28 protein-coding genes are annotated in these 26905 nt (G+C 39.2%); 8 read left to right on the top strand and 20 right to left on the bottom strand.

The window, feature by feature from the left end:
• Positions 1-10: 10 nt before the first annotated feature.
• From ACULLG_RS08695 to recR, 13 genes are all read right to left on the bottom strand, one after another.
• Positions 11-2155, bottom strand: a complete 2145-nt coding sequence (locus ACULLG_RS08695; RefSeq protein WP_452126364.1) for a GDSL-type esterase/lipase family protein — start codon at positions 2153-2155, stop codon at positions 11-13.
• Positions 2155-2934, bottom strand: coding sequence for a hypothetical protein (locus ACULLG_RS08690; protein WP_452126363.1), 780 nt, complete (start codon positions 2932-2934; stop codon positions 2155-2157). Before ACULLG_RS08690 ends, ACULLG_RS08695 begins: the two co-directional genes overlap by 1 nt.
• 63 nt (positions 2935-2997) lie before the next feature.
• The gene (gene ftsY, locus ACULLG_RS08685) at positions 2998-3954 is read right to left on the bottom strand and encodes a signal recognition particle-docking protein FtsY (protein ID WP_452126362.1); all 957 of its coding nucleotides are present in this window, start codon (positions 3952-3954) and stop codon (positions 2998-3000) included.
• 143 nt (positions 3955-4097) lie between these two features.
• A complete protein-coding gene (locus ACULLG_RS08680; protein WP_073181591.1) occupies positions 4098-4250 on the bottom strand; it encodes a DUF4295 domain-containing protein in 153 nt (50 codons plus the stop codon).
• A 44-nt stretch (positions 4251-4294) separates the two neighbouring features.
• Positions 4295-4477, bottom strand: coding sequence for a 50S ribosomal protein L33 (rpmG, locus tag ACULLG_RS08675; protein WP_073181589.1), 183 nt, complete (start codon positions 4475-4477; stop codon positions 4295-4297).
• A 26-nt stretch (positions 4478-4503) separates the two neighbouring features.
• Complete coding sequence (gene rpmB, locus ACULLG_RS08670; protein WP_452126361.1) at positions 4504-4731, bottom strand: 50S ribosomal protein L28; 228 nt, start codon at positions 4729-4731, stop codon at positions 4504-4506.
• A 73-nt stretch (positions 4732-4804) separates the two neighbouring features.
• Positions 4805-6052 carry a competence/damage-inducible protein A gene (locus ACULLG_RS08665; protein ID WP_452126360.1) on the bottom strand — a complete coding sequence of 416 codons (1248 nt, stop codon included), beginning with the start codon at positions 6050-6052 and terminating at the stop codon, positions 4805-4807.
• The gene (locus ACULLG_RS08660; RefSeq protein WP_452126358.1) at positions 6053-6391 is read right to left on the bottom strand and encodes an Hpt domain-containing protein; all 339 of its coding nucleotides are present in this window, start codon (positions 6389-6391) and stop codon (positions 6053-6055) included.
• Positions 6391-7002: a fumarylacetoacetate hydrolase family protein gene (locus ACULLG_RS08655; RefSeq protein ID WP_452126357.1), complete on the bottom strand. Its 612-nt coding sequence runs from the start codon at positions 7000-7002 to the stop codon at positions 6391-6393. Before ACULLG_RS08655 ends, ACULLG_RS08660 begins: the two co-directional genes overlap by 1 nt.
• A 21-nt stretch (positions 7003-7023) precedes the next feature.
• A complete protein-coding gene (locus ACULLG_RS08650) occupies positions 7024-7800 on the bottom strand; it encodes an exonuclease domain-containing protein (RefSeq protein WP_452126356.1) in 777 nt (258 codons plus the stop codon).
• A gap of 4 nt (positions 7801-7804) precedes the next feature.
• Positions 7805-8587, bottom strand: a complete 783-nt coding sequence (locus ACULLG_RS08645) for a carboxylesterase family protein (RefSeq protein ID WP_452126354.1) — start codon at positions 8585-8587, stop codon at positions 7805-7807.
• Positions 8588-8653: 66 nt separating this feature from the next.
• Entirely contained in the window at positions 8654-10012 is a 1359-nt protein-coding gene (locus tag ACULLG_RS08640) for a dihydrolipoamide acetyltransferase family protein (RefSeq protein WP_452126353.1), read from the bottom strand.
• 94 nt (positions 10013-10106) lie between these two features.
• Positions 10107-10727: a recombination mediator RecR gene (recR, locus tag ACULLG_RS08635; protein ID WP_452126352.1), complete on the bottom strand. Its 621-nt coding sequence runs from the start codon at positions 10725-10727 to the stop codon at positions 10107-10109.
• 76 nt (positions 10728-10803) lie between these two features.
• Between recR and ACULLG_RS08630 the strand changes: the two genes are divergently transcribed.
• Complete coding sequence (locus tag ACULLG_RS08630) at positions 10804-12285, top strand: sodium:solute symporter (RefSeq protein ID WP_452126351.1); 1482 nt, start codon at positions 10804-10806, stop codon at positions 12283-12285.
• Here ACULLG_RS08630 and ACULLG_RS08625 read toward each other — a convergent pair.
• On the bottom strand, positions 12269-12628 hold the full coding sequence (locus ACULLG_RS08625; protein ID WP_452126350.1) for a CoA-binding protein: 360 nt from the start codon (positions 12626-12628) through the stop codon (positions 12269-12271). The genes ACULLG_RS08630 and ACULLG_RS08625 overlap by 17 nt on opposite strands.
• 325 nt (positions 12629-12953) lie before the next feature.
• Here ACULLG_RS08625 and ACULLG_RS08620 point away from each other — a divergent pair, with 325 nt between their 5' ends.
• Positions 12954-15407, top strand: a complete 2454-nt coding sequence (locus ACULLG_RS08620; protein WP_452126349.1) for a TonB-dependent receptor domain-containing protein — start codon at positions 12954-12956, stop codon at positions 15405-15407.
• Between the two features lie 101 nt (positions 15408-15508).
• On the opposite strand, the gene ACULLG_RS08615 is transcribed toward ACULLG_RS08620, so the two are convergent.
• Together ACULLG_RS08615 and ACULLG_RS08610 are read right to left on the bottom strand one after the other, a co-directional pair.
• Entirely contained in the window at positions 15509-16045 is a 537-nt protein-coding gene (locus ACULLG_RS08615) for a pyridoxamine 5'-phosphate oxidase family protein (protein ID WP_452126348.1), read from the bottom strand.
• Positions 16046-16051: 6 nt separating this feature from the next.
• Positions 16052-17059, bottom strand: a complete 1008-nt coding sequence (locus ACULLG_RS08610; RefSeq protein WP_452126347.1) for a 3-oxoacyl-ACP synthase III family protein — start codon at positions 17057-17059, stop codon at positions 16052-16054.
• A gap of 500 nt (positions 17060-17559) precedes the next feature.
• On the opposite strand from ACULLG_RS08610, the gene htpG reads away from it, so the two are divergent.
• Positions 17560-19446, top strand: a complete 1887-nt coding sequence (htpG, locus tag ACULLG_RS08605) for a molecular chaperone HtpG (protein WP_452126346.1) — start codon at positions 17560-17562, stop codon at positions 19444-19446.
• A 69-nt stretch (positions 19447-19515) separates the two neighbouring features.
• Here htpG and ACULLG_RS08600 read toward each other — a convergent pair whose 3' ends face one another.
• Both ACULLG_RS08600 and ACULLG_RS08595 read right to left on the bottom strand, forming a co-directional pair.
• Positions 19516-19929: a hypothetical protein gene (locus ACULLG_RS08600; protein WP_452126345.1), complete on the bottom strand. Its 414-nt coding sequence runs from the start codon at positions 19927-19929 to the stop codon at positions 19516-19518.
• Positions 19922-20500: an RNA polymerase sigma factor gene (locus ACULLG_RS08595; RefSeq protein WP_452126344.1), complete on the bottom strand. Its 579-nt coding sequence runs from the start codon at positions 20498-20500 to the stop codon at positions 19922-19924. The genes ACULLG_RS08600 and ACULLG_RS08595 overlap by 8 nt, the downstream gene beginning before the upstream one ends.
• 135 nt (positions 20501-20635) lie before the next feature.
• Between ACULLG_RS08595 and ACULLG_RS08590 the strand changes: the two genes are divergently transcribed.
• Both ACULLG_RS08590 and ACULLG_RS08585 read left to right on the top strand, forming a co-directional pair.
• Positions 20636-20989, top strand: coding sequence for a DUF6249 domain-containing protein (locus ACULLG_RS08590; protein ID WP_452126343.1), 354 nt, complete (start codon positions 20636-20638; stop codon positions 20987-20989).
• 63 nt (positions 20990-21052) lie between these two features.
• Positions 21053-21685, top strand: a complete 633-nt coding sequence (locus tag ACULLG_RS08585; protein WP_452126342.1) for an MOSC domain-containing protein — start codon at positions 21053-21055, stop codon at positions 21683-21685.
• A 54-nt stretch (positions 21686-21739) separates the two neighbouring features.
• Here ACULLG_RS08585 and ACULLG_RS08580 read toward each other — a convergent pair whose 3' ends face one another.
• Complete coding sequence (locus tag ACULLG_RS08580) at positions 21740-22090, bottom strand: hypothetical protein (protein WP_452126341.1); 351 nt, start codon at positions 22088-22090, stop codon at positions 21740-21742.
• Positions 22091-22281: 191 nt separating this feature from the next.
• On the opposite strand from ACULLG_RS08580, the gene ACULLG_RS08575 reads away from it, so the two are divergent.
• Both ACULLG_RS08575 and ACULLG_RS08570 read left to right on the top strand, forming a co-directional pair.
• Positions 22282-23169 (top strand): AraC family transcriptional regulator, encoded by an 888-nt coding sequence (locus tag ACULLG_RS08575; RefSeq protein ID WP_452126340.1) that lies wholly within the window; start codon positions 22282-22284, stop codon positions 23167-23169.
• A gap of 1 nt (position 23170) precedes the next feature.
• Positions 23171-23767, top strand: a complete 597-nt coding sequence (locus ACULLG_RS08570; RefSeq protein WP_452126339.1) for an alpha-ketoglutarate-dependent dioxygenase AlkB family protein — start codon at positions 23171-23173, stop codon at positions 23765-23767.
• Here the strand turns inward: ACULLG_RS08570 and ACULLG_RS08565 are convergent, their stop codons facing one another.
• Positions 23768-24535 carry a S1/P1 nuclease gene (locus ACULLG_RS08565; RefSeq protein WP_452126338.1) on the bottom strand — a complete coding sequence of 256 codons (768 nt, stop codon included), beginning with the start codon at positions 24533-24535 and terminating at the stop codon, positions 23768-23770.
• A 168-nt stretch (positions 24536-24703) separates the two neighbouring features.
• On the opposite strand from ACULLG_RS08565, the gene ACULLG_RS08560 reads away from it, so the two are divergent.
• The gene (locus ACULLG_RS08560) at positions 24704-26905 is read left to right on the top strand and encodes a DUF5916 domain-containing protein (protein ID WP_452126337.1); all 2202 of its coding nucleotides are present in this window, start codon (positions 24704-24706) and stop codon (positions 26903-26905) included.

Below are 26905 nucleotides of genomic sequence, written 5' to 3'. Positions count from 1 at the left end.
TTATAAGGTTTTATTGTTGGTTAATTTCATCTATCTGTTTCTGAATATAGGTTGCCCAAGTTTCGTATCCTTTGGGTTGAAGGTGAATTCCATCCAAGCTAAAATCATTGCCATTTAAGGTGCCATCCGCATTGCTGAAATATTCCTCCAAATTATGGTATTTCACATTTTCTGAATAATCCAAAGTTGCAAGCTTGGTATGAATTGCTCTGTATTTCTTCCTTCTATCCGATATCGGGTCCAAACCTGTTGGAAGGGGTCCAAAGAAAAGAATGGTCGCTTTGGGAAATTTTTCTTCTGCGATTTTCAATGTACTTTTAAGTCCTTCAACAATCTCATCCACCGAATCATCTGGAAAATTGTTAACCCCAATAGCCAAACTTACCATTTTTGGCTTACAAGCTTCGTATTTTCCATTTTGAAGGCGCCAAGCAATATGTTGTGTTCGGTCTCCCGAAATACCAGCACCTATCCATTTCAGGTTTTTAAAAATTGAATCGGCCGCGGCCTGTCCCGGCTTGTAGGTAACGTAGCTTCGTGGTCCTCCCCAACCTTGGGTAATGGAGTTGCCAATCAATAATAAATCAACATCTTTTGATACTTGGCAGAGCGAATCAATTTGTCTCGCCTGAGACCACCAACCCTTGCCTTCGGCCCATCCTGCAGCCGACCTATATTCCGAGCCCGGAGCGGGAATGACAGCAAAGTTGGTTTTATGGCCGGTTGAACGTAGAATAAAATCGACAATAGGAGTCGGGTTCTCCAAACTATGGGGATGATGACCCACTCCTTTTTTGTAAATAGTTGTGATATTACCGCCTAGTGAATCAATTTTCTTTTCAAAAGGAAGTGTATTTTCCTTAACAGGAACCACCTCATCTACGTCCCCGCACACATGTAGCATTGGAATACCCGATTGAGCAAAAAGTTCTGCTTTGTACATCGGCCAACCATCAAAATTAGATGGCAAGGTGTCGGAAGTCAATCCGTATCTTATTTTGACCTGTTCCCAATCAGAAGGGCTACTCTTTCCTTCTCCAAAACCCCCAGGCCAACTTTGTGCATCCAAAACGGGGGCATCGGCATAAACACATGTAACTTTATCCAAATTTTGTGCAGCCCAATTATAGATGATCAAACCTCCTCGACTCATTCCTTCCAAAGCGGGCCTTGGATTCAAGCCAGCCTTTATCATGATATTGTAACATTTGTTCCATCGTTCCACAGCTTCCAAATTGCCAAAATAGGTGCCCACCTCACAATAGACTACATGAAACCCTCTTTCCAATAACGCAATGTCGGTTTGGGGTTCGTGTCCAAAGAAACGCGCCCTCCAAACCCAAGGTTTATCTTTTAACGCATTTTTAGGTTGAACAACCTTAAGCTGGAGTCCTTCTAGTTCAAAATCATATTGATCAAAACCATAAAAATTTGATTTTTTGGGGTTTTCAATCGGTAATTCCTGAATCAACTCAAAAGTTTTGGATTCCTGTTTTACCACTTCATAAGTTCTTTTGGCCATTATGGTTGCTCCAAGCGAGGAAGGATGTATTTTATCGGGCATTAAACCTGGGTTACCTGCGAACAGTTGATAAAAGTCAATAGTTTCCAATCCCAAATCATAAGCTACTTTTTGGGTTTTTGGAATAATTTCATCCTTGATTATTGGGTTCCAAATTCCAGCGCTGTCATTTGCATGTGAGGGCAACGGTAACATCAAAATTACCCTTGTTTTTTTGTTTCGACTTTTGAAAGCGTCCACTAGCGATTTGTAGTCTATTTCAAATTCTTCCAAATGAACTCTATTTTGCAATTTGGAGTCATTCGTGCCCAATTTAATCAACACGATGTCGGGGTCATAATCCAATGCTTGTTGGTATTCCTTGGTCTCCCAATAGGGGAAATCTCCTTTTTTAAGTAATGTTCTGCCACTGATTCCAAAATTTCTTACTTCGTACGTGTTCTCCAACATATGTTGCAATTGCACCGGATAGGCATTGTTTTCGCGATTGGCCATTCCTGCTCCATATGTAATGCTATTACCTACACAGGCAATTTTGATGACCTTTGAATCTGAAGTTGGATTTCTCTTACTTTTTGTGCAACTACAAATACTAAAGGCAAGAAGAAAGAGTAAGCCATATTTTTTTATCATCAACTTGTTGGGTTTGGGGTTCCTAAAAGGTACAGCAACACTCCTGGGCCAGATTTTATCCTTTCAATTTCCCAGTTGTAGCTTTCCATGTTTTTCAAACCATCTACCAAAGTCTTCATTTCTTCAACAGAATACGTTCGTAAGGAGGAAACCACACCGTCCCAAAGTACAAACAGCGGAACAATGGGAATTAAGTATGTAAAAATCAGCCTACCAATCTTAAAAGGCCTTATAAATGGAGTCGTCAATAAAACAGAAATGGGTGAGAAAAGCATGGCCAAAATACTGGGAACGCTTCGCTCTTGGGCTTCAAAAACGCCAATTGCGCTTTTGGAGTCCATCGCATTCTGTAATATTTGTCTGGCATCCTTAGGTTTAAAGTGATGTAAGGATAGGAACTGGGTTCGAAACCCCATCAAACTTTCCGGAACATTTCTAGCATCAATCGAAGTGGTGATATATTCAAAATTTTCCGCCTGCTTTTTGGTATATTCAAAAGCTTTGATATTCGGGTAATAATCGGTGAGTACAATTTTTAGGTTTGGATGTGTCTTTTTAAGTTCTGAATTTAACCAAAGTAATCCACCTCCACCTCCTGAGCCCAAATCCACTATTTTATTAGTTCCTGAGGCCTTTAATCCCTTTTCGATTACAGGGATAATTGGTTTGTAAAGCTTGGTTTTATTGGATAAAAACTGAAGGAAATCAGTACCGTAATCGCGTAGAAAATTTGGGAACCATTTTTGATCCTCAAATTCGAACAAATGTACTCTTCCCATGGTTTAGTGCTATGCCGACTAAATTTAGGGAATATTTGCCTATTTAAGTAAGAAGGCCAATTGCTAGATTTTGAAAAAGGAATCTACAAATTCGTATTTATTGAAGACCTGAAGATCCTCTATCCCTTCACCTACCCCAATATATTTTACAGGAATTTGAAATTGGTCTGAAATTCCGATGACCACCCCGCCTTTTGCAGTACCATCCAATTTGGTGACGGCCAGACTGGTAACTTCGGTGGCCTTTGTAAATTGTTTTGCTTGTTCAAAGGCATTTTGTCCAGTGGAACCATCCAAAACCAACAAAACCTCATGCGGAGCATCGGGAACCACTTTCTGCATCACCCGTTTTACTTTGGAAAGTTCGTTCATTAAATTCACCTTATTATGCAATCGTCCTGCGGTATCGATTAAAACCACATCGGTATTATCTGCCACTGCTGAGCTTAATGTATCAAAGGCGACGGAAGCGGGGTCACTTCCCATTTTTTGTTTCACGATTGGGACATCCACCCGTTTGGCCCAAACTTCCAGCTGATCTATGGCCGCTGCTCTAAACGTATCTCCAGCGCCCAACACAACCTTTAAACCTTGGTTTTTGAGTTGATGCGCCAATTTACCTATGGTAGTGGTCTTCCCTACACCATTTACGCCGACCACCATAATTACATAGGGCTTTTTATCGGACGGAACAGTAAACTCCGTATCCTCACCAACATGGGTTTCAGAAAGCAAACCGGCAATTTCTTCTCGAAGAATGGTATTGAGTTCTTCCGTCCCCATGTACTTATCCTTGGAAACACGTTCTTCAATACGTTCAATTATCTTCAGGGTCGTATCCACACCAACATCGGAAGTGACCAAAACTTCTTCCAGATTGTCCAACACCTCATCATCAACCTTGGATTTGCCGGCCACAGCTTTGCTCAGTTTACCAAAAAAGCTGGTCTTTGACTTTTCCAGACCTTTGTCCAAGGTCTCCTTTTTATCTGAAGAGAATATTTTTTTAAACAAGCTCATATGCATTCATCATCAATCGCCAAAGATAGGAAAGTAAGGGGAGTTTTTGTTAAAGCCAATTTCAGTTTTCCAGATAAAAAATAAGCTTTAAAACGAAAAAAGCCGCTATTAAAGCGGCTTTGAAATCTTTATGTTGTATTGAATTATTTCTTGTTCAACCAGTCGTTGACCAATTCTGGTGCCATAACCGATTCTACAAATGTATAAGCGCCCGTTTTTGGAGACTTTACCATTTTGATGGCCTTGGTCAATCTTTTTGATGATGACTGAAGTGTTGCTACTGTTTTCTTTGCCATGGCTTACTTTTTATGATTTGGCTTTTACTTCGTAAAAAACCTAATTACTTAATTTCTTTATGAATGGTCATACGCTTAAGGATTGGATTAAATTTCTTAATTTCCATCCTGTCTGGCGTGTTCTTTTTGTTCTTTGTGGTGATGTACCTTGAAGTACCGGGCATACCAGAGTCTTTATGCTCTGTGCACTCTAAAATAACCTGAATTCTATTTCCTTTCTTTGCCATTGTATCGTACTTAAAATCTTATCTACTTATTTCTTGGAATTGATTTCCTTTAAAACAGCAGCGATTCCTTTTTTGTTGATGATCTTTAAACCTCTTGATGAAACGTTAAGGGTAACCCAACGGTCTTCCTCTGGAATGTAAAATCTCTTTTTGGAAATATTTACATCGAATCTTCTTTTGGTTTTATTGATAGAGAAGGAAACGTTGTTTCCAAACATCACCTTTTTACCTGTTACTTCACAAATCTTAGACATCTCCCTAACTTTTGAGTGATTTTATTGAGGCTGCAAATTTATGGCAATTTAATCGGATGCACAAAATTCTTTTTTAGAAATTTAAAATTTCTTTCGCCAGCAATTCAAATGCTTTGTTTACAGACTTTTGAACAATGCGTTTTCGCTCATTTCCCATGGTGAATTGTTTTGCAAAAGTATGCTTTGGTGAGCTAATGGCGATAAACACGGTACCTACTTCCGCGTCTGAATCTCCTTTGGTAGGTCCGGCATTACCAGTGGTCGCAATAGAAAAATCCGTTTTAAGGATTTTGCGAACATTTTCCGCCATACAAATGGCCACTTCCTCACTGACAACGGAATGTTGGTCTATCACTTCTTCTGGAACATTCAAAAGATGGATTTTGGCTTCTGTCGCATAACTTACCACAGTTCCTTTAAAATAGGCTGAAGCACCTGGGACAGAGGTTATTCGCTCTGCCAATTTACCTCCGGTAAAACTTTCGGCGGTTCCCAAAGTCATTGCTTTTTGGGTCAACAATTTCCCAATTTGACCTTCAATGGTATCTTCATCATCTTCACCATAAATAATATCCCCTATTAAAGGATACAATTTTTCAACCTCAGTCTTAACGGCTATGTCCAATACTTCCTTGTCGTTCCCTTTTGCAGTCAATCGAAGTCTTACACGGCCCAAATTTGGAAGATAGGCCAAACTTATAAAGTCAGGAAGATTATCTTCCCATGTTTCAATTTTTTCCGCAATGGCACTTTCTCCAAGCCCGTGTGTAAGTATGGTCTTATGTAAAATATGGGGTCGCTCATATTCTTTTACAATTTTTGGGACCACTACATCTTTGATCAGATATTTCATCTCCAAGGGCACTCCGGGCAACGATACATAGACTGTACTTTCCTTCTTCATCCACAATCCAGGAGCGGTTCCGTAGGAATTTTTTAAAACGGTTGCCTTTGAGGGAACCAACGCCTGTTTTCTGTTTAAATCAGAGATTGGTGTAGAAATATACTTTTCGAACAATAATTCAATGTGCTCCAGCACAGTTTGATTCATTACCAATTCATCTTGGAAAAACTCAGATAGGGTATGCTTGGTCACATCATCTTTTGTAGGACCAAGGCCCCCAGTGATAATCACCAATTGCGAACGTGCTCCCGCAGTGGCCATCGCTTCCAAAATATGATCCCGACTGTCTTGCACAGAGGTGATCTGATAGACCGAAACGCCAATCTTGTTTAATTCTTTAGAAATAAAAGCAGAATTGGTGTCCACTATCTGACCAATGAGAATCTCATCCCCAATGGTGATGATCTCGGCCTGCATTTACAGATTAAAATCTTTTTTTAGCTCGGACACTACCTGAAGTACATCTTTTTTTAGCAAAGGAAATTTCTTCTCAATTTCATCGATGCTGGTAGTATTTTTTCCAAGGGTCTCTATTTCAAGTGCAGTGGCCCTGGTTTGCTCCATTCCCAATAAATCCACATTGGGTTTTATCTTATGGGCAAGCTTGTACATGTTTTCAAAGTCTCTTTCTTCTATTGCTTTTTCCAAGCTTTCCAAATCGGCCGGGACTTCTTCCAAAAATACAGAAATAACAGAGGTTATAAAGTCCTGGTCCCCTTCTGCCATTTCATTTACTTTGTCAAGGTTGTAAATCATTATCTCACAGTAATTTCAAACATTTGCTCTCCTTCAAGTGTACCTGAAAGGTAATCATTTGGACTTACTTTACCAACACCTGCTGGAGTGCCAGTAAACAAAATATCGCCCTTTTTGAGCATAAAATAGGTGGATACATAGGCAATAAGTTCATCTATCTTCCACAGCATCAAGGATGTATTGCCTTTTTGCACATTTTCCCCATTTTTTAACAAGGAAAACCCCAGTTTGTCCATATTTTCGTACTTATTCTTTGGCAACCACTTACCAACAACGGCTGACCCATCAAATCCTTTAGCTTTTTCCCAAGGCAAACCTTTGGCTTTTAACTCAGTTTGAACATCCCTTGCCGTGAAGTCAATTCCCAGTCCTATTTCATCATAATAGGTATGGGCAAATTGCTTCGCAATATGCTTTCCCACTTTTTTTATTTTTACCAAAACTTCGACCTCATAATGTATGTCGTTTGAAAATTCCGGGATATAAAAATCCTGTTCTTTTGGTAAAATGGCGGAATCCGGTTTTATAAAAACCACGGGTTCCTTGGGTCGTTCATTTTCCAATTCTTCAATATGGGCAGCATAGTTTCTACCGATACATATCAGCTTCATCACCAATCAATTTAATTATTATTAAGACAGTTTATTATTCAGCTTGCTTAGCTTGATTTGGGTAAGTACTTTTTTAGTATACAATGGGAAATCGGCATTTAAAATCCATCCAAAATAGCCCGGTTCCGATTCCATGACCTCATCTACGGTCTTTCCTTTGTGCTTTCCAAAGGCAAAAATGGGCTGTTCATTTTCATCTATGCCTATAAATCCGGCAAAATCCAATGATTGTTTGCGAGTCGTGAATTGGGACAGTTTCTTAACATTGTTTTCCAATTCAGGGTATCGATCTAACTGCGACTTTAGCACCTCGTAGGTAGCATTTGTATCTGCTTCTGCGCTATGGGCATCTTCGAGCTCTTTATTGCAATAGAATTTATAGGCAGCGCCCAAGGTGCGCTTTTCCATTTTATGGAAGATTGTCTGCACATCTACGGACATCATATTTTTCATATCAAAATCCACCTCAGCTCTTAACATTTCCTCGGCCAACAAGGGTATATCAAATCTGTCGGAGTTAAATCCAGCCAAATCACTGTCCTTGACCATTTTATAGATTTCCTTGGACAGTTGTTTGAAAGTAGGCTCATTGGCCACTTTTTCGTTCGAAATTCCGTGCACGGCAATCACTTCTGGCGGAATGGGCATTTCCGGGTTCACCAACCACGTTTTACTTTCTTTATTGCCGTTGGGAAAAATCTTTAAAATTGAAATCTCAACAATCCTATCTTTTGCAACATTGGTACCTGTTGTTTCCAAATCGAAAAAACAAATTGGTTTTGTAAGTTGTAATTCCATGTATTTATTTGGATTTAGAGAATAACCATGATAACAATTCGGGTTCGGCAAAGGCGTTGTCCCAGCTATTATGCCCCACCCCTTCGTAGACGGAATACTTGACATTGATTCCTTTTCTTTTCATGGCATCTACCATTTGGGACGAATACTTTTCAGGTACCACCTGATCAGCACTTCCATGAAAGACCCACCAATGTGGTTTTTTAAGTTTCTTGGAAATTTCAGGGTTGGCTCCCCCGCAAATCGGGAATGCAGCGGCAAAAACCTTTGGATTTCTTTTTACCAATTCGAAAGTGCCCATTCCCCCCATGGAAAGTCCACCGACATACATTCTATTTTTATCCAGTTTATAGGTCTTTTTCAGATGCTTTAGCAGCCCTTCCAATAATATCATATCATTGGTGGCTTCACCATTTTTATAGAAAATGAACTCTCTATTGGGAAATTCTCCTTCTGAGTCCACTTTTGCCCAAGAGCTCTGGGCCTTGCATTGTGGAAAAACCACAATCGCTTTATAGTTATCTCTTACTTCGTTTTTTAAAAACAATTTGGAACCATGAACTAATTGGGCCTCATTATCGCTTCCCCGCTCTCCTGAACCATGCAAGAACAGAATTAATGGATATTTTTCGGCAGGATTGTAATCTTTAGGAAAAAGTATCCGATAGGGGATGGATTCACCATCCTTTTCAAAGGTTTTTTTCTGATAGTCGGAATGGTCCTGAGCCAACATTGAACCGCTAAATAAAAAAAGTAAGGCCAAATTTATAGAGGCAAAATATTTCATTGACAAATGCATTGAATTACGCCTCTAAGTTAATAATAGTGGAAAGAAAAAAGTTGCTTTTTCGATTTAGATTTCCCTATTTATATCCCAAGCTTCGAGATAATCGGCCACGGTCTTTACAAACATTCCACCCAAAGCTCCATTTACCACTCTGTGATCGTAGCTATGGGAAAGGAACATTTTGCTTCGTATACCAATATACTCTCCCTGATCGGTTTCTATGACCGATGGTATTTTTCGAATGGCTCCCAGAGCCAAAATTCCAACCTGGGGTTGATTGATAATGGGCGTACCAAAAACACTTCCGAAGGAACCAACATTGGTCACCGTATAGGTACCTCCCTTAATCTCATCGGGCTTTAATTGGTTGTTACGTGACCTATTTGCCAAATCGTTCACGGTTTTAGCCATTCCCACCAAATTGAGCTGATCGGCATTTTTAATTACAGGAACAATCAAATTGCCATCGGGAAGTGCTGCTGCCATCCCCAAATTGATATTTTTCTTTTTTACGACATTATCGCCATCCAAGGAAATATTCATCATCGGGTATTTCTTCAAAGCCACTGCAACAGCTTCCATAAATATTGGAGTGAAGGTTAGTTTTTCTCCTTCTCTTTGCTCAAATTCTTTTTTGACCTTGTTCCTCCAATTGACCACATTGGTCACATCAACTTCCACAAAACTTTGGACATGGGCCGATGTGGATACGCTATCAACCATATGTTGGGCAATAAGTTTGCCCATTCTTGTCAATGGAATAATTTCATCGCCTTCAGCAACTGTAACAGCTGCAACCTTAGGCGCTGTTTGAGTGGTTTTAGTTGTTTCCATCGCCGTTGGAGCCTGAACCACTTTATCCACAGTAGGTGCAGCCTCAACAGGAGCACTACCATTGGCAGACCTATCTTTAAGGAATGCCTTTATATCATTTTTAGTGACCCTGCCTTCTTTTCCTGTGCCAATAATGGATTCCAACTCTTCCATTGAAACTCCTTCTTCTTTGGCAATGTTCTTCACTAATGGGGAATAAAAACGCTCAGAGCTGGAAAAATCTTGAGTAGTACTAGAAACGGTTTCTTGAACCTGGGCCATTTGGGTTTCCAACACGGCAACCGGTTCTTCCACATCTTCTATTTCCTCAACCATGTCGGTACCATTGCTACTTACCTCAGGAGCATCTCCTTCTATTTGGATTACGGCTACTACCTCACCTACTTTGATGACATCATCGATATTAAATCGTTTCTCCAACAACACTCCTTCTACCTCGCTGGGCACTTCAGAATCAACCTTATCCGTTGCAATTTCAAATACAGCTTCGTCCAATTCAATGGTATCTCCAACTTCTTTCAACCAAGTGGTCAATGTTGCTTCGGCAACACTTTCTCCCATCTGCGGTAATTTCAACTCAAACTTTGACATATTCTTATTTAACGAGGTAATATCGACTTATATTTTGCAAAAATACTAAAGAAATCCTCATATTTTTAATTTATGTGTATTATTTCGTTCAAATTTAACTCGCCTTAATCGAGTTTTCGAAGGGAACCCGGTTCAATATGCTTCTTCCTAAAGTAACCTCATCTGCATACTCCAATTCATCACCAACCGAAATCCCTCTGGCAATGGTAGATGTTACAACATCCATTCCCTCAAGCTGTTTGTAAATATAAAAATTGGTGGTATCCCCTTCCATGGTAGAGCTCAACGCAAAAATAAGCTCTTTCACCTCTTCTTCCTTAACCCTTTTCACTAGGGAAATAATATTCAAATCTTGTGGACCTACGCCTTCCATTGGCGATATTTTACCACCAAGTACGTGATAAAGACCATTATATTGTGAGGTATTCTCAATGGCCATTACATCCCTGATATCCTCCACAACGCATACCAGTGTCCTATCTCTTTTACTATTGGAACAGATTTCACATACTTCCGTATCGGAAATATTGGAGCAGGTCTTGCAAAAATTGATTTCACTTCTCAATTTCACCAAGGCATTGGCCAGTAGATTTGTGCGTTCTTCAGGCTGTTTGAGCAGATGTAACACCAGTCTCAATGCAGTGCGTTTACCAATACCGGGCAATTGCGACATTTCGTAAACTGCATTTTCCAAGATTTTCGATGAAAACTCCATACCTCCTATTGTTTGGCAAAATTACAATTTTAGAGTTACCGATTTACTTTTGTATTTTGCAAATCAAATACAATCTATGTCGGCCACTCAGATTCTTTTGCTCATCGGCGCCTATTTTTTAGTGTTGATGATCATTTCCTATTTCACGGGAAAGAATGATTCCAATTCAGATTTTTTTAAGGCAGGAAAACAATCACCCTGGTATTTGGTAGCCTTCGGAATGGTGGGAGCCTCACTTTCTGGGGTCACTTTCATTTCAGTACCGGGATGGGTCGAAGCTTCCCAGTTTGGGTATATGCAGGTAGTGCTTGGCTATCTTTTTGGATACTTTGTAGTGGCATATGTGCTCTTGCCTTTATATTATAAATATAACCTCACTTCCATATATGAATATTTGCTGGACAGATTCGGTACTGTAAGCCATAAAACAGGGGCTTTTTTCTTTTTTATATCCAGAGTTTTGGGTGCAGCATTTCGGTTATACTTGGTCGCGATAGTACTGCAGCAGTTTGTTTTTGACGATTTGGGTATTCGGTTCGAGTTCACCGTTATTATTTCAATTGCCCTAATCTGGGTTTATACAAATAGAGGAGGAATTAAAACCATTGTTTGGACCGATACGCTGCAAACTTTGTTTATGATTCTGGCCGTTATATTGTCAATAATATTCATTAATCGAGAACTCGATTGGAGTTTTGGTGAATTTTTAGCTTCTGAAGAATTAAAGACCTACAACAAATTTCTTTTCACCGATAGCTTGTTAGATAGGAATCATTTTATCAAATCTTTTATTGGGGGAATGTTTGTGACCATATGCATGACAGGATTGGATCAAGACATGATGCAAAAAAACCTCACTTGTAAAACCTTAAAAGATGCACAAAAAAATATGGTCTCCTTTAGTTTGGTGCTAGTGGGTGTGACCTTCCTTTTTATGTTATTGGGAGCTTTACTTTTTATTTATGCAAATCAAAATGGGATTTCCATCCCATTAATGGACGAAAAACCAAAATCTGACCTTTTATTCCCTGAAATTGCCCTAAACAGTGGTTTGGGATTGACTTTGGCAATTACTTTTATGTTAGGACTCATCGCAGCAGCCTATAGCAGTGCCGATAGCGCATTAACTTCTTTGACAACTTCCTTTTGTGTGGATTTTTTAAATGTGGAACAACAAGCTGAAGAAAACCAGAAGAAAACAAGAAAACGTACGCATATTGTCATGAGCCTGATGCTCATTTTGGTCATTATCTCTTTTAAATACATTTTAAACAGCAATGTAATTGATAGCCTTCTAACCGTTGCAGGATACACCTATGGCCCACTTTTAGGACTTTTTGCGTTCGGAATCTTTACCAAACACCAAATTAGGGACAAATATGTTTGGTTGGTTGGTTTATTCTCTGTCTTGATCATTTGGGCCATTGCCAACATTCCTTCAGAACATTTGGGAGGATATATAATGGGTTATGAACTGTTGCCTTTAAATGGGATTCTCACATTTATAGGACTTTGGCTGATACGCACCAAGAATCCTAATCCTAATACTGCCCCGTAGCCAATAAAACCAAGGTGCAAGCATTTTCGACCTTAATACCTGCATTTGAAAGCATTTGGGCAAACTCAGAGTTTTCGGTACCGGGATTAAAAATCACTCTTTTGGGCTTAAGATCAAGTATTTTATCGTAGTATTCTTTTTGTCTTTGCGGATTCAAATACAAAGTAATGGTGTGGATATTTTGTAAATCATCAAGGTTGTCCGTAATTTGTATACCGGAAACAGTTCCCTTGCGCACCCCAAACGCGACAGTTTCCTTTTGGTTTGCAACCAATCTATGGATTGCCAAATTACTGTATCTACTTGGATTTAATGATGCTCCGAAAACAAGTGTGTTATCCATTTGTTAATTTATGTGTTAAACTAAACGAAACCGTGTAACTATTCCAAAAAAAAACCGTCTATTGTACGTATAAATTTAATCATTGGTAAGTCTGTATTTTTTATAGTTAATGGTTAGTGTTTAGTATAGCTTATCAATGTAAAAACCCTGGCGTTCTGATTAATATCGGGAGTCAGGGTTATCTTTTGTAGGGTTTTCCCCAACTATCTTACACATCAAAGTTCTGAGGTGTTCTGTTAAAAAATGTTAAAGCGTATTTCTGATGTAACATTTTAGAAATATCCTCGTCTTGTAGACAACATCAATCAATCAAAAAAACGAACTCATGAAAAGAGTATTTCTACTTTTCGCGCTGTTTTTGTATGGCGCACATTCTAATCTTTGGGCAACAACAAACAACAATGAACCTCCTATCGGTAGCATTTCTGGGGTTGTTTTGGACAATGCATTAAATCAACCCGTAGCCTATGCGGCAATTGTAATAAAATCTGAAGATGGTTCCGAGACCATTACCGGTGGAATTACTGCCGATGACGGTACCTTTGAAATCAAAAAATTGCCTGAGGGCTCTTTTGTTCTTGAAGTTCAATTTATTGGTTATAAGACACATTCCCAGAAATTGGTCATTGATAAACGAAATCGGAAAGTCAATGTCGGCACCATCACTCTAATGGAAGAAACCTCCGAACTTGACGAGGTTGAGGTGGTTGCGGAACGTACCACGATTGAACAACGCGTAGATCGTAAAGTAATCAATGTAGGCAAAGATTTGACCACTGCAGGCGCCACTGCATCGGATATTATGAACAACATTCCTTCGGTTAATGTGGATTCGCAAACTGGTGACATCACCATGCGCGGTAATTCCAACGTAAGGGTTATGGTCGATGGAAAGTTATCCAATGTCCCCGTAGCTCAATTATTGAGACAAATACCTTCAACATCCATTAAATCGATTGAATTGATCACCAATCCTTCTGCCAAGTACAATCCTGAAGGCATGAGCGGAATCATCAATATAGTTTTGCACAAAAATGCCAATATTGGTTTCAATGGAAGTATTACAACAGGGCTTACCAAAGGTATCGAGGCCAAATTCAATTCTTCAATCGACATGAACTACCGCAATGGAAAATTCAATTTTTATGGGAATTATGGTAACAATATTGGTAAATACGTAAACGACGGGACCATATTGAGGTTGGACGAAAACTCATTGCAGAAATTTGATTTCTTCAACAACAATAAATCCCATTTGTATAAAGTAGGGGTGGATTTTTATTTGAATGACAAGAACACCATTTCAGTATTTACCAATCAGAACATATTTGATGGAACAGGAACGGGTATCACGGGAGTAACATATTTTAATGACCTGCCTAGAAATGTGACCCAATTCTTCAGCGATGTGAGCGACAACAGAAGTGAGCAATACAACTTTGACTATAAGCTCGATTTTGAAAAAGAGGGTCATAATATAGAACTGGAAGTGGACCATAACCAGTTTGAAAGTGGACAGGATGCCGATTTCAGAACATCAGGAGCATCATTGTTCCCTAACTACATGGACTTTGTGGACACAGAAAGAACACAGACCATTGCCAATTTGGATTATGTAAATCCGCTTGATAGCATTTCCAAAATCGAAGTGGGACTGGAATCCAGAAACTTTGAGACCGATGTGGATTACTCCTCAACTGGCCTATCATTTAATTCCGATGGAGATTTGATTCCAACACCAAGTACCGACTTTGTGTACAATATGGATATTTATTCGGCCTATGCTACCTTTAGTCAAAAAAGAGACAAATGGTCCTATCAGGTAGGAGTACGAATTGAGGATGTTGAAGTTAAAGCGGATACTAATACGGTGAGAGCGTTTACCGATAAATACACTCAGGTTTATCCGTCTGCCTTCTTAACGTATAACCCCAATGAAAAAGACCAATGGCAAGTGAGTTACAGCAAACGGGTAGACAGACCAGGTCTGGGACAGGTAAATCCTATTCGAGAATGGGCCACTCCTTTGATTTCTTCCTTTGGAAATCCAAGCTTGGAGCCTCAATTTACAAATTCGTATGAGGCCAACTATACGCGAAGAATCAAAAATGGAAGTATTACTACTGGAGTTTTTTATAGATCCATATCAGATGAAATCAATAGAGCGGTTTATGTGGACAGATTGGATTTCAACAAATTGATATTGACATTTGACAATTTTGACAACACCTCGGCCTATGGTTTTGAATTTTCATCAAACTATAAACCCACAAAATGGTGGAACATCAATGGAAGCTTTGACTTTTATTCCCAAACCCAACGTGGTATAACGGAAAGTTTAAATCCGGATGTCCCCAATCCTACGGAAGCGGACATTACCGTAGAGAATGTAGAAGTGGACAACACCGCTTGGAATCTACGAATGAACAACAGCTTCACAGTAAATAAAAAGCTTACACTGCAGGCCTTTGGTTTTTACCGAGGACAGAACAGGACCCTTCAGTTCGAGATAAGACCCATGTATTTTGTAAACCTTGGGGCCAGATATAGTTTCGCTAAGGGCAAAGGTACATTGAGCTTTAACTACAACGACATTTTCAATACGATGCGATTTGGATTTGACGGTCAACGCCCGTACCTGCAAGAAGGTGGGTTCAACTGGGAAAGCAACAATGTTTATGTGGGGCTCAACTACCGATTTGGCGGTGGCAAATACAGGGCCAAACAACGTAAGCGAAGAGATAATAACACCAAGCAATCCGGTGGTGGAATCTTATAAAATGTATTTGGTATTCCTTGAATAGCATGTTGGTTGGTTAGTCTTTTCAAGGTTTATCATTTAAAAACCCCGATCCTACGGATCGGGGTTTTACTTTGATACTAATTTTCTATGGAATGCCCGTCCAAACTTGTGCTATTTCTAGTCTTCCAGTATTTTTTTAGTCCATCATCGCCTTGTTTTTCAGCCCAGTCCACTAAACCTTGGCGTTCCCGTTTATACTCCATTAGAGGTACACCCATTCCGCAAGAAATCTGAACCATTTCGATATGGATATCAACAAGCTGTCTGCCTCCCTTTATCGGTGGAAACATATGAATATTGTCTTTATAAAACTTGGATGCATGGGTGTGTGTTTTGGCTGCGCCATACAACCTTAGAATCATGGGGTCACCATCAAAGGCACAAAACATGATGGTAATTCGGTCATTATGGCCTAAATGAGCCGCTGTTTCATTGCCACTGCCGGTCAGATTCAACCAAACCACTTTATTTTCATTAATAATCCTTAAGGAATCCAGTCCTTTCGGAGAAAGATTGATGGAACCTTCTTCCATGGCCGTGGCCACAAAAAAGATTCTTTGCTGTTGTATGAAATCGATAAGGGGTTGATTGAGTTTATCAAGTTTTCTGGCCATAAAACCCTACCATTTTATGATGACACTCCCCCATGTGAATCCACTTCCAAAAGCAGCCAATACCACAACATCTCCTTCCTTGATTTTCCCCGACTCCCAAGCTTCCGTCAAAGCAATTGGGATTGAAGCTGCCGTAGTGTTTCCATAGTTCATGATGTTGTTGAACACCTGGTCATCGGAAAGTCCGAATTTCTTCTGCACAAATTGGGATATACGTAAATTGGCCTGATGTGGAATCAGCATATCAATATCTTGCGGGCCCAAATTGTTCTTCTGCAGGCCTTCCATAATCACTTCACTGAAACGTACCACCGCATTTTTAAACACAAATTGACCATTCATATAGGGATAGTAGGAAGTATCCTCAGGATTTTCATCATTGATAATATCGGTCACCCATCTTTTGCCCATTCCTGGTGCGATCAATGAAAGCTCCTCGGCATGCTGCCCTTCGGAATGTAAGTGGGAGGATAAAATTCCTTTTGAGGTATCTTCTTCCCTGGTCAACACAGCAGCTCCGGCGCCATCACCAAAAATAACCGATACTCCTCTACCTCTTGTGGTCATGTCCAACCCATGTGAATGCAGCTCAGAACCAATTACCAAAACGTTTTTGTACATTCCACTTTTAATATATTGGTCCGCCACGGAAACGCCATAAACAAAGCCCGAACACTGGTTTCGAACATCCAATGCGCCGACAGTTTTTAGTCCCAAATCACGCTGAACCAAAACACCAGGCCCTGGAAAGTAATAGTCTGGACTAAGTGTGGCAAAAACAATAAAATCAATGTCATCTTTGTCAATTCCAGCCCGGTCAATGGCGATTTTTGCCGCCTTAACCCCCATAGATGTGGTGGTATCGGTTCCCTTAACAACATGTCTTCGCTCTTTTATACCGGTTCGCTCCTGAATCCATTCATCGCTGGTCTCCATCAATTTTGATAGATCCTCATTGGTCACCACATTTTCAGGCACATAAAAACCGAGGCCTGCTATTTTTGAATTGTACATATAATATACTTTAGGTAATTACTTACAAAGCTCTTGGCTATTCAATGGAAAAGTAAAAAATATATCCAAGGTAGTATGAAGATAGCATAAAAATAGTTCATCTTCCTTGCCAATTTTAGTTTAAGAAAACACAAAATAAGGTACTCTAATAACGTCAACATTAACGAATCTCAATTTTTTAACCAAACATTTGTTCATTTATACTATTTTATAGTAAAACAATTATTCACAACAAAAGAAAACGCATCTCCTGGCGAAAATGCGTTTTCAACAACCTAACCAATAAATAAACAAACTTGTTGTAGCATGATTCAATTTCATAGCAATTTCTACAACACTTCAAATATAATATTTTTGTTTAATATTTATACATTTTTATTAAACAAAATAATGTTAAAGTTTTAATTTCCCCTCAAAATGCCACAAAATGTCAGTTTGTCATATACGTAAGTCTGGTATTTTTTTTGTCACACTGAAAAAAACAAAAGAAAACTAAAAACATGGCAACAGGTAAAATCAATGTTTCTGTAGAGAACATATTTCCTTTGATCAAAAAATTTCTATATAGTGATCACGAAATCTTTTTGCGCGAACTAATTTCCAATGCAACCGATGCAACTTTAAAACTAAAACATCTTACCTCGATAGGTGAAGCTAAAGTTGAGTATGGAAATCCGATGATTGAGGTAAAGGTGGATAAGGACAAAAAACGTATCCAAATCATTGACCAGGGTATTGGGATGACCGAGGATGAGGTCAAAAAATATATCAACGAAGTTGCTTTTTCAGGTGCAGAGGAATTCTTGGATAAGTATAAGGATTCTGGTAAGGATGCGGGAATCATAGGTCACTTTGGTCTTGGGTTCTATTCTGCATTTATGGTTGCGGATAAGGTAGAAATTATTACGAAGAGTTTTAAAGATGAGCCTGCGGTTCACTGGTCTTGTGATGGTTCTCCCGAGTTCGATCTAAAAAAATCAAAGAAAAAAGATAGAGGTACGGAAATCATACTTCATGTGGCTGATGATTCCACTGAATTTTTGGAAGATGCCAAAATCAGGGAGCTTTTGACCAAGTATAACAAGTTTATGCCAATCCCCATTAAATTTGGTACCAAAACAGAAACACTTCCAAAGCCAGAGGATGCAAAAGAGGATGACCCTGCTCCAACCCAAGAAGTCGATGACATCATAAACAATCCAAATCCGGCTTGGACCAAGCAACCAGCGGACCTAAAGGATGAAGATTATAAGTCGTTTTATCGAGAGTTATACCCAATGCAGTTTGAGGAGCCGTTGTTCAACATTCACTTGAACGTGGACTATCCGTTCAACCTAACAGGAATCCTTTACTTTCCAAAGTTGACCAACGACCTTAACATTCAAAAAGACAGGATCCAACTCTACCAAAACCAAGTTTTTGTCACCGACAATGTCGAAGGTATTGTTCCTGAGTTTTTGACCATGCTCCGTGGAGTCATCGATTCTCCTGACATTCCATTGAATGTTTCAAGGTCTTACCTGCAGGCTGACGGTGCCGTAAAAAAGATATCTTCTTACATCTCAAGAAAGGTTGCCGATAAATTGAATTCCTTGTTTAAAAATAATCGTGAAGATTTTGAGCAAAAATGGAACGACATCAAAGTGGTAATTGAATACGGAATGCTTTCTGATGAAAAATTCTTTGAAAAGGCTGACAAATTTGCGCTTTACCCTACGGTTGATGGTAAGTTTTACACTTTCGAAGAACTTGAAAAGCAGATAAAGGAGAACCAAACCGACAAGGACGATAAACTGGTGGTGCTTTATGCTTCGGACAAAGAAGCCCAGCACAGTTATATTGAAGCTGCCAAAACCAAAGGTTATGAAGTATTGTTGCTAGATTCTCCAATTGTGTCCCACTTGATGCAAAAATTGGAGACTTCCAAGGAAAAATTGTCCTTTGCCCGTGTAGATGCCGACCATGTTGATAATCTTATTAAAAAAGAGGATGATGCCATTTCAAAATTATCCGATGAGGAGAGGGAAAAGCTAAAAGTCGAAATCGAAGAGGTAATCAAAGAAAAAGGATATACCATTCAAATGGAAGCTATGGACAGCAGCGCTTCTCCATTTATCATTACTGAACCGGAGTTTATGCGAAGAATGAAAGAAATGCAGCAGACCGGAGGTGGAGGTATGTTCGGAATGGGAAATATGCCGGAAATGTATAACCTCATTGTTAATACCAATCATGAGTTGGTAGGTGAAATCTTAAATACAAAAACAGCTAAAAAACGTGAACGATTGATCAATCAATCACTCGATTTGGCCCGATTGTCCAAAGGATTGCTAAAAGGAGAGGAACTGACCAGCTTTATAGCCCGAAGCTATGAGATGATCAAATAAAGGTTGATAGGAAACAAAGAAAAGGCAGACTTTTAGAGTCTGCCTTTTTTATTGATAAAACGCTTCCTTTCAATGGACCATCCAGTTGCGGTCCAAATATCTTTTTAAAAGAGGAATCTGGATGAAAAATAAAATTCCAAACAAAACAATGGCATACAAGCTAGTTCTGGAAAATGGCAATAGCTCACCCCATCCCTGAAATTTTGTAAAAACTGAACTTATTGCTTCGTGGGCAAACCAACCTCCTCCCTCGCCTTTATAAAACCCTACGGCATACCCCAAAACTATGATAAGGGCAACACCAATGGCCACAAGTACATTTGTTGGGATAAGTGGCCTGTATGAAGTTGCTTGCAGCTCTGCCTCATGGGCAATCTTAAGCATCACCTGATCTGTGAAGTTCGGTGAAGGAGATTCCGCTGGTGTTTCCCTCATAACTTTATCTACAAAATCCATCAATTCCTTTTCCTGATTCTTATCCATAATCCTGGAGTTTTTCTTTAACCAAATGATTTTCAAATATCTTGGCCAATTTTTTTCTAGCCCTAAACAATCTCACTTTTAAAACATCTATTGACACATTTAGTGTTCCCTCAATTTCCTGTAAATTTTTCTCCTCAAGATAAAAAAGCGTGAGCAAAGCAGCATCTTTTGAAGGAAGTTTATCCAAACACCTCTTTATCACCTGTCCCCTTTCTTCCGCAATGAGTTGGTCCAATGCATTATCAACATTTGCTACCGAAACATTGGCCTGATCTTCCAAATTAACAAAAGCCCTGTTTTTCTTGTTTTGTCCAATTTTATCCAAACAGGTATTGTAGGTTATCCTATAAATCCAAGTGGAAATTTTACAATCCCCTTTAAAGCTGTCGATGGATCTATACACCTTCACAAAAGCATCTTGCGAAACCTCTTCAGCCTCCTCCCTATCCTTTATCATTCTATAGGCCAATGTGTATACCAATTGTTTATACTCCTCTACCAATTGCGCAAAGGCCTTGGAGTTTCCAAGACGTATTTCCCTAATCAGTGATGCTTCGTTGCTGGCGGTCATTGACCGTTTGACGTTAAATAGTCCACTAGGGTTACACTATTTTTTACTTTTTTTTTGAAAAAATGTAACCTCAACTCAAAAAAGGTCGTCATAGTTTAAAAAGTAAAAAACCAAAAATCATTAAAACGAACAATCATGGGATCAGAAGTTATTATTTTACCAATCATTTTTGGGGCAGTATTTGCAATTGCATACCTCCATTATTCCACAAGGAACAAAGAGCGATTGGCTTTGATTGAAAAGGGGGCCGATGCAAGTATTTTTGTTAAGGGAAGAGATAGGGCATTTCCTGTGTGGAAGATCATCATCCTTAACCTTGCTCTATTGCTCATGGGAATCGGTGCAGGAATTGTTATTGGCGGGATACTCCGGAAAAACCTTGACCTTAATGCGGACGTTGCAATGCCAGGTTCCATTTTTCTTTTGGCAGGAACAGGCCTTTTGATAGGGTTCTTCATTACCAAAAAGATGTATGATGAGGAAAGGTAATACGCAACTAAACTGAATTAAGAAAACCATCGTCCTTTGCGATGGTTTTTTTATTTTCATACCATGAAAGTTATAAGCACCAACATTGGCAAGCCAACACCTATTACCTGGAACGGACAAGAGAGCACTACGGGGATTTTCAAATATCCTGTCAACCAACCAATTATTTTGGAAACAGAAAGCGTTTCCAACGATAACATTAGCGACCGCAAAGTACATGGTGGCATTTATAAGGCATGTTATCTTTTTTCGGCTGACCAATATCCATACTGGAAGAAAAAATATTCGAATTTGGATTGGGATTGGGGTATGTTCGGTGAAAATTTGACGGTAGAAGGATTGGATGAAACTAAACTAAGAATTGGGAATATTTATAAACTTGGTACAGCTCTGGTGCAAATTACACAGCCAAGAGAACCCTGTTTTAAACTTGGAATCAGGTTTGACGATCAAGATATCTTAAAGGAATTCATTGACCATGGTTTCCCAGGTACCTATGTAAAAGTGCTCGAAGTTGGTCAGGTTAAGGTCGGTGATGTTCTTGAACTGATGGAAGAATCAGAAAATACACTAACAACCCAACAATTTTACCAACTATTGTTTTCAAGAAAAAAAGATAAAGCCATTGTGGAGATGGCCATTAAAAATGAAGCCTTGCCTCCCCACAAAAGGGAACGACTTAAACGATTTATATAAAAAAGGCCCCATTTCTGGGGCCCATCGAATCAACATTTAAATTAACTAAACCAACTATTTTACCTCCATTGTTGTTTTATAGGTACCCGTCTCATCGGTAACAACAAGGGTATAATCATCTTTGAACGCTTTTTCAAAATTGAAGGCTTTTTCAACCACAAGTTCTCCATTAATGGATTCATTGTAAACCAATCTTTTCTGACTATCGTATATTTTTAAAATCACCTTTCCTTGTGAAATATTCAAAAGGTTAATTAAAAGTTTATCTCCTTTCTTCACAAAGACTGGATCAAGTTCAATATTGATCATCTTGCGTTCTACCTCGTTTTTTGCAGGTCCGTTGGCAAATCCCATTGTTCCCAATAAAAGTGCCGCTACTGTAACATAATTTAAAACTGATTTCATAACATTTCGTTTTTAAGATTACAGGACAAATGTATGTTGGAAATAAGGGCAAAAACACCACCATCTTTTCCAATATATATGGAATATTAACTGATATTATCCATAAAAATCAAATAAATGTTAATATACCATAGATTATAGGTAATTTTGCATAGATATTGCAGTGTTTGCATAGCTAACTTTGTTTTGAAATGAATAAACAGATCAGGATGGCTCAAAAACCAGCGTTTGAAGCAATCGCACCAGATTTTGGCAACTCGTTCACTTATCAAAGATTTAGTTCAAGTAGTGAAAACAAGGGCCGAAGCTGGCATTATCACCCAGAAATGGAGTTGGTATATATCAACGGTGGTTCAGGTAAAAGGCAGATAGGGAGCCATGTTTCCTATTTCACTGAAGGTGATCTTATCTTGATCGGTTCCAATCTTCCCCATTGCGGGTTTACCGATAAGCTAACAGGAAACAAGAGCGAGACCTTAATTCATATGAAGGCCGACTTTTTGGGCAATGATTTTTTCAGAATCCCAGAAATGAAAAACATTCAAACCTTATTTGAAATGGCCAAAGGGGGTATTGCATTTTCCGGAAAAACCAAAACAAAAGTTGGCGAAAAGATGGAGGTTTTGGAATATCAAACCGATTTTCAACGTTTATTGTCCATTTTAAATATTCTAAACCTATTGGCCAGCTCCAAGGATATAAATGTACTGAATGCCGAAGGGTTTTCCATGGAGACCGAAGTAAAGGACAACGACCGCATAAATGTGGTATTCAATCATATTAAGACCAATTTCAAGGAGGAAATCAGTTTGGCGGAGATTTCAGATATGGTTAGCATGACAGTACCATCGTTCTGCAGATATTTTAAGAAGATCACCAACAAGACCTTTACCCAATTTGTAAATGAATATCGATTGGTGCATGCATCCAAATTGTTGGCCGAGCAACCCATGAGCATAACCCAAGTTTGTTACGACAGTGGATTCAACAATTTTTCCCATTTCAATAAATCCTTTAAAGCATTCACGGGTCAAAACCCCTCCGAATACCGAAACCAGTTAAAAACCGTTCTTCAATAAAATGGGGCTATTCAATGAAAAAGTCATTTTGGATCTTGACGATGGTGATGTCACGTATTTTCCAAATTTCTTTTCCAAAGAATTATCAAACAATTACTTTCAATCCCTAAAAGATTCCATTCCCTGGCAACAGGACAAAATCAAAGTATTTGGTAAAATTCATGATCAACCTCGACTTACCGCTTTATTTGGGGATAATCTAAAATCCTATTCTTATTCGGGTATCACCATGTATCCCCAAGTTTTTACACCGGAGCTGACCCAAATTAAAAACCAGGTTGAAAAGGCCTCAAACGCTAATTTCACTAGCTGCTTGCTCAACTATTATCGTCATGGCAAAGACAGTAACGGTTGGCATTCTGATGATGAAAAAGAGCTTGGAACCAATCCAATAATAGCATCTGTATCTTTTGGCGCTCCTCGTTTTTTCCATTTGAGGAATAAAATGGATAAAACCAATAAACATAAGATTTTGCTGGAAAATGGAAGTTTGTTGCTTATGAAGGGAGCAACACAGCACCATTGGCAGCATCAAATTCCCAAGACCTCAAAACCCATTGGAGGCCGAATCAACCTCACTTTTCGAATCCTTAAATAATCAACCAAAAAGGTCGTTCAGTACTTTTGCCAACCGTAATCCCCCTTTTTGTAATTGGCTAAAAAGTACTTTATTGTATTTGTAGCTGTATTGGTAGCCCAATTTTTCGCCAACCTTTGCCGACCCGTATATCTCTCCACAAATTTCATGCGATTCCTGTACCCAATCGTAGATTGTCCCTTCTTGAATTTTTTTACGTTCTTTTCGGGAGACCTGGTCGAGTTCGTCGGCCAGCTCCGTATAGGTCATTCCGTAGGAAACAATTAAATTTTTGTCCCATACCCTATGTAAATTTGTTCCTTCTCCAAACCATTGCACTTGGATATCGTTGCCTCCTTTGTCCTCGGCCCTACTGGCATGCATCGGTTGATGTAGATCACCAATTAAATGAATTAACATTTTAAGATAAAAAACCCGGTCTTCCCTCGACCTATTTTTGTCTTTCACAATTCGGGTGCATTCTTCAATGCCCGTGATTAAATCTCCATGTTTGCTCTTCTCTGAATCTTCATATCGAACATCCAAAGGATAATTCACAAAATGCCATGCAAAAAACTTAGAAAACGACCTATCTGCCTTTATCTCATCCGCAAATGTGGATACAAACGCAAGACTGTGCCCATCCAGTAGATCGTTTAAAGCCCGTTTTGCCTTTCCGGTCAAGTGGTTCTGGGCAATATGTCCGGTCACTCTGTGTCCCGTTTTTCCCCAATAATTTGCCGAAACCATAATGGGTAGAAGCAAAAATAGTAAAAGGGTTTTTCTCATAATTCAGGATTTGTTCAAAAGTAGAAAACTGACCTTAATTACAGCACAAAAAATAGCTCAAAATACATCAGCAAACCCTAGAAAAAATTTCATGAATTTATTAGCATCTTTTGGGATTTTTTTAACGAACCTTAAGCTTAAATTTGGGCAGCTAACTCAAATTGACCTATGTCGAAAATCCGTTTTGTACTCGCTGCATCACTATTTCCCATCTTATTTTTTGCCCAATCACCCAAAAAGTCGTTCACAGTCAAATATATAGACCAACCTATCGTAGTAGATGGTATACTGGATGAGTCTGTCTGGGAAACTGCAGATAGCGCCCATGACTTTCAGCAAAACTTTCCGTCCGATTCCATTTTGGCCACGCAAAAAACGGAAATCAAAATGCTTTTTGATGATACCACCCTCTACATTGGTATTCGACAAGATGCGGAAGGAAGGGATTATCTAACTCCTTCTTTACGCAGGGATTACCGCGCAGGTAATAGTGACAACATAAGCTTACTTTTTGATACCTTCAACGACGGAACAAATGCGTTTCTATTTGGAATAAACCCACTTGGGGTTCGCCGAGAAGCACTCATTTCGGGAGGTGGAAACGACATTAGTGGCTTTGTGACCTCTTGGGATGTTAAATGGCGGGGCGAATCCAAAATTCATGACAATTATTATATCTCTGAACTAGCTATTCCGTTGACCTCCTTTAAATTTCGCGAAGGCGAGACCAAATGGAGATTCAACAGCTATCGATTCGACATGCAGACCAATGAGCGTAGTACGTGGATTAGAATACCTCAAAACCAATTCATTGTCAGCCTTGCCTTTATGGGCGACATGGTTTTTGAGAAGCCTTTGGGCAAATCGCGAACACCCTTGGCCATAATACCTTATGTAAATGGAATTTCCGGGAGGGATTTTGAAAACGATATCTCCGAAAACAATGTAAAGGTAGGTGGGGATGCCAAAATTGCCATAGGCAACGGAATGAACTTGGACATTACCCTTAATCCTGATTTTTCGCAAGTAGAGGTCGACAATTTCATCACCAATCTAACCCGTTTTGAGGTTTCCCTACCCGAGCGTCGTCAATTTTTCATCGATAACAATGATCTTTTTGGAAATTTTGGGGGCCGAAGGGATGCCAATCCCTTCTTTTCGCGACGAATAGGAATCGCAAGGGACACGGCAGACAATACCATTGAGAACAGGATAATAGGAGGGGTTAGGTTAAGTGGTAAACTCAACAATAACCTTCGACTTGGATTTTTAAACATTCAAACCGAAGAAGACGCCGCCAACGAAATTGCATCGAACAATAATATGATGTTCTCACTGCAACAGAAGGTGTTTTCAAGGTCAAATATTGGAATGTTCTTTATCAACCGACAATCTTTCAACGCTCCTGAATTTTTGGATGAAAGTGAAGAATACAATCGTGTGGTGGGAATCGATTATAATTTATCATCTGCCAATAATGTTTGGCAGGGGAAGGCTTATGGTCATAAATCCTTTCAACCCGGGGATAGCCAAGGAAATTTTTCAGGAGGTGCAACTTTAGGGTTCAACACTCGGAATTATGGCTCATTTTTGGATGTGGTCTATATTGATGAAGAATTCCAATCCGACCTTGGTTTTATCCCAAGAAAAGACATTTTTAAGCTCGCAGGAAACATAAGACGCAGCTTTTGGCCCAAACAACAAGGTGCCATAAACAACCATGGTTTTGAGGTGTTCTCTATTTTTACATGGAGGCCCAACCTGGATTATCAGAATACAGATCATATGATTGACATGAGCTGGCGTGCTGAGTTCAATAATCTTTCAATGCTTGAAACCTCCTATACCAATCGGTTTGTCTTTTTAACCGATGAATTTGAGCCCACTGGAAAAGATGGAGCAGTAGCTTTACCTGGAAATACAGGCTATTACTTTAATTCGTTTGGACTGGAATTCCGATCAGACCATCGAAAAGTATTTTCTTATGGCTTTGAACCCTCAATTGGAGATTTTTTTAATGGAAAAAGATATTCTTTGGAAGCGTTTTTAAACCTTAGACTTCAACCCAAGGTAAATGTATCCATGAATCTCAACTATGACAATTTGGATTTGCCTGCCCCACATTCGCAAGCAGATATTTGGTTGGTAGCCCCTCGAGTTGACATTACGTTTAGCAAGTCCATATTTTGGTCTACCCTGGTACAGTATAGCAACCAGCGTGATAATTTGGGCTTTAATTCCCGTTTACAATGGCGTTTCGCTCCACTTTCGGATTTGTTTTTGGTCTATAACGACAATTATTTTGTGAATACCTTTATGCCCAGAAATAGGTCCATCAATTTAAAGCTGACCTATTGGCTAAACATCTAG

It is taken from the genome of Flagellimonas sp. 2504JD1-5 (assembly GCF_053618295.1).
Note: the sequence above shows the minus strand (reverse complement) of the source record. Positions and strands in the feature narration are given on the sequence as shown.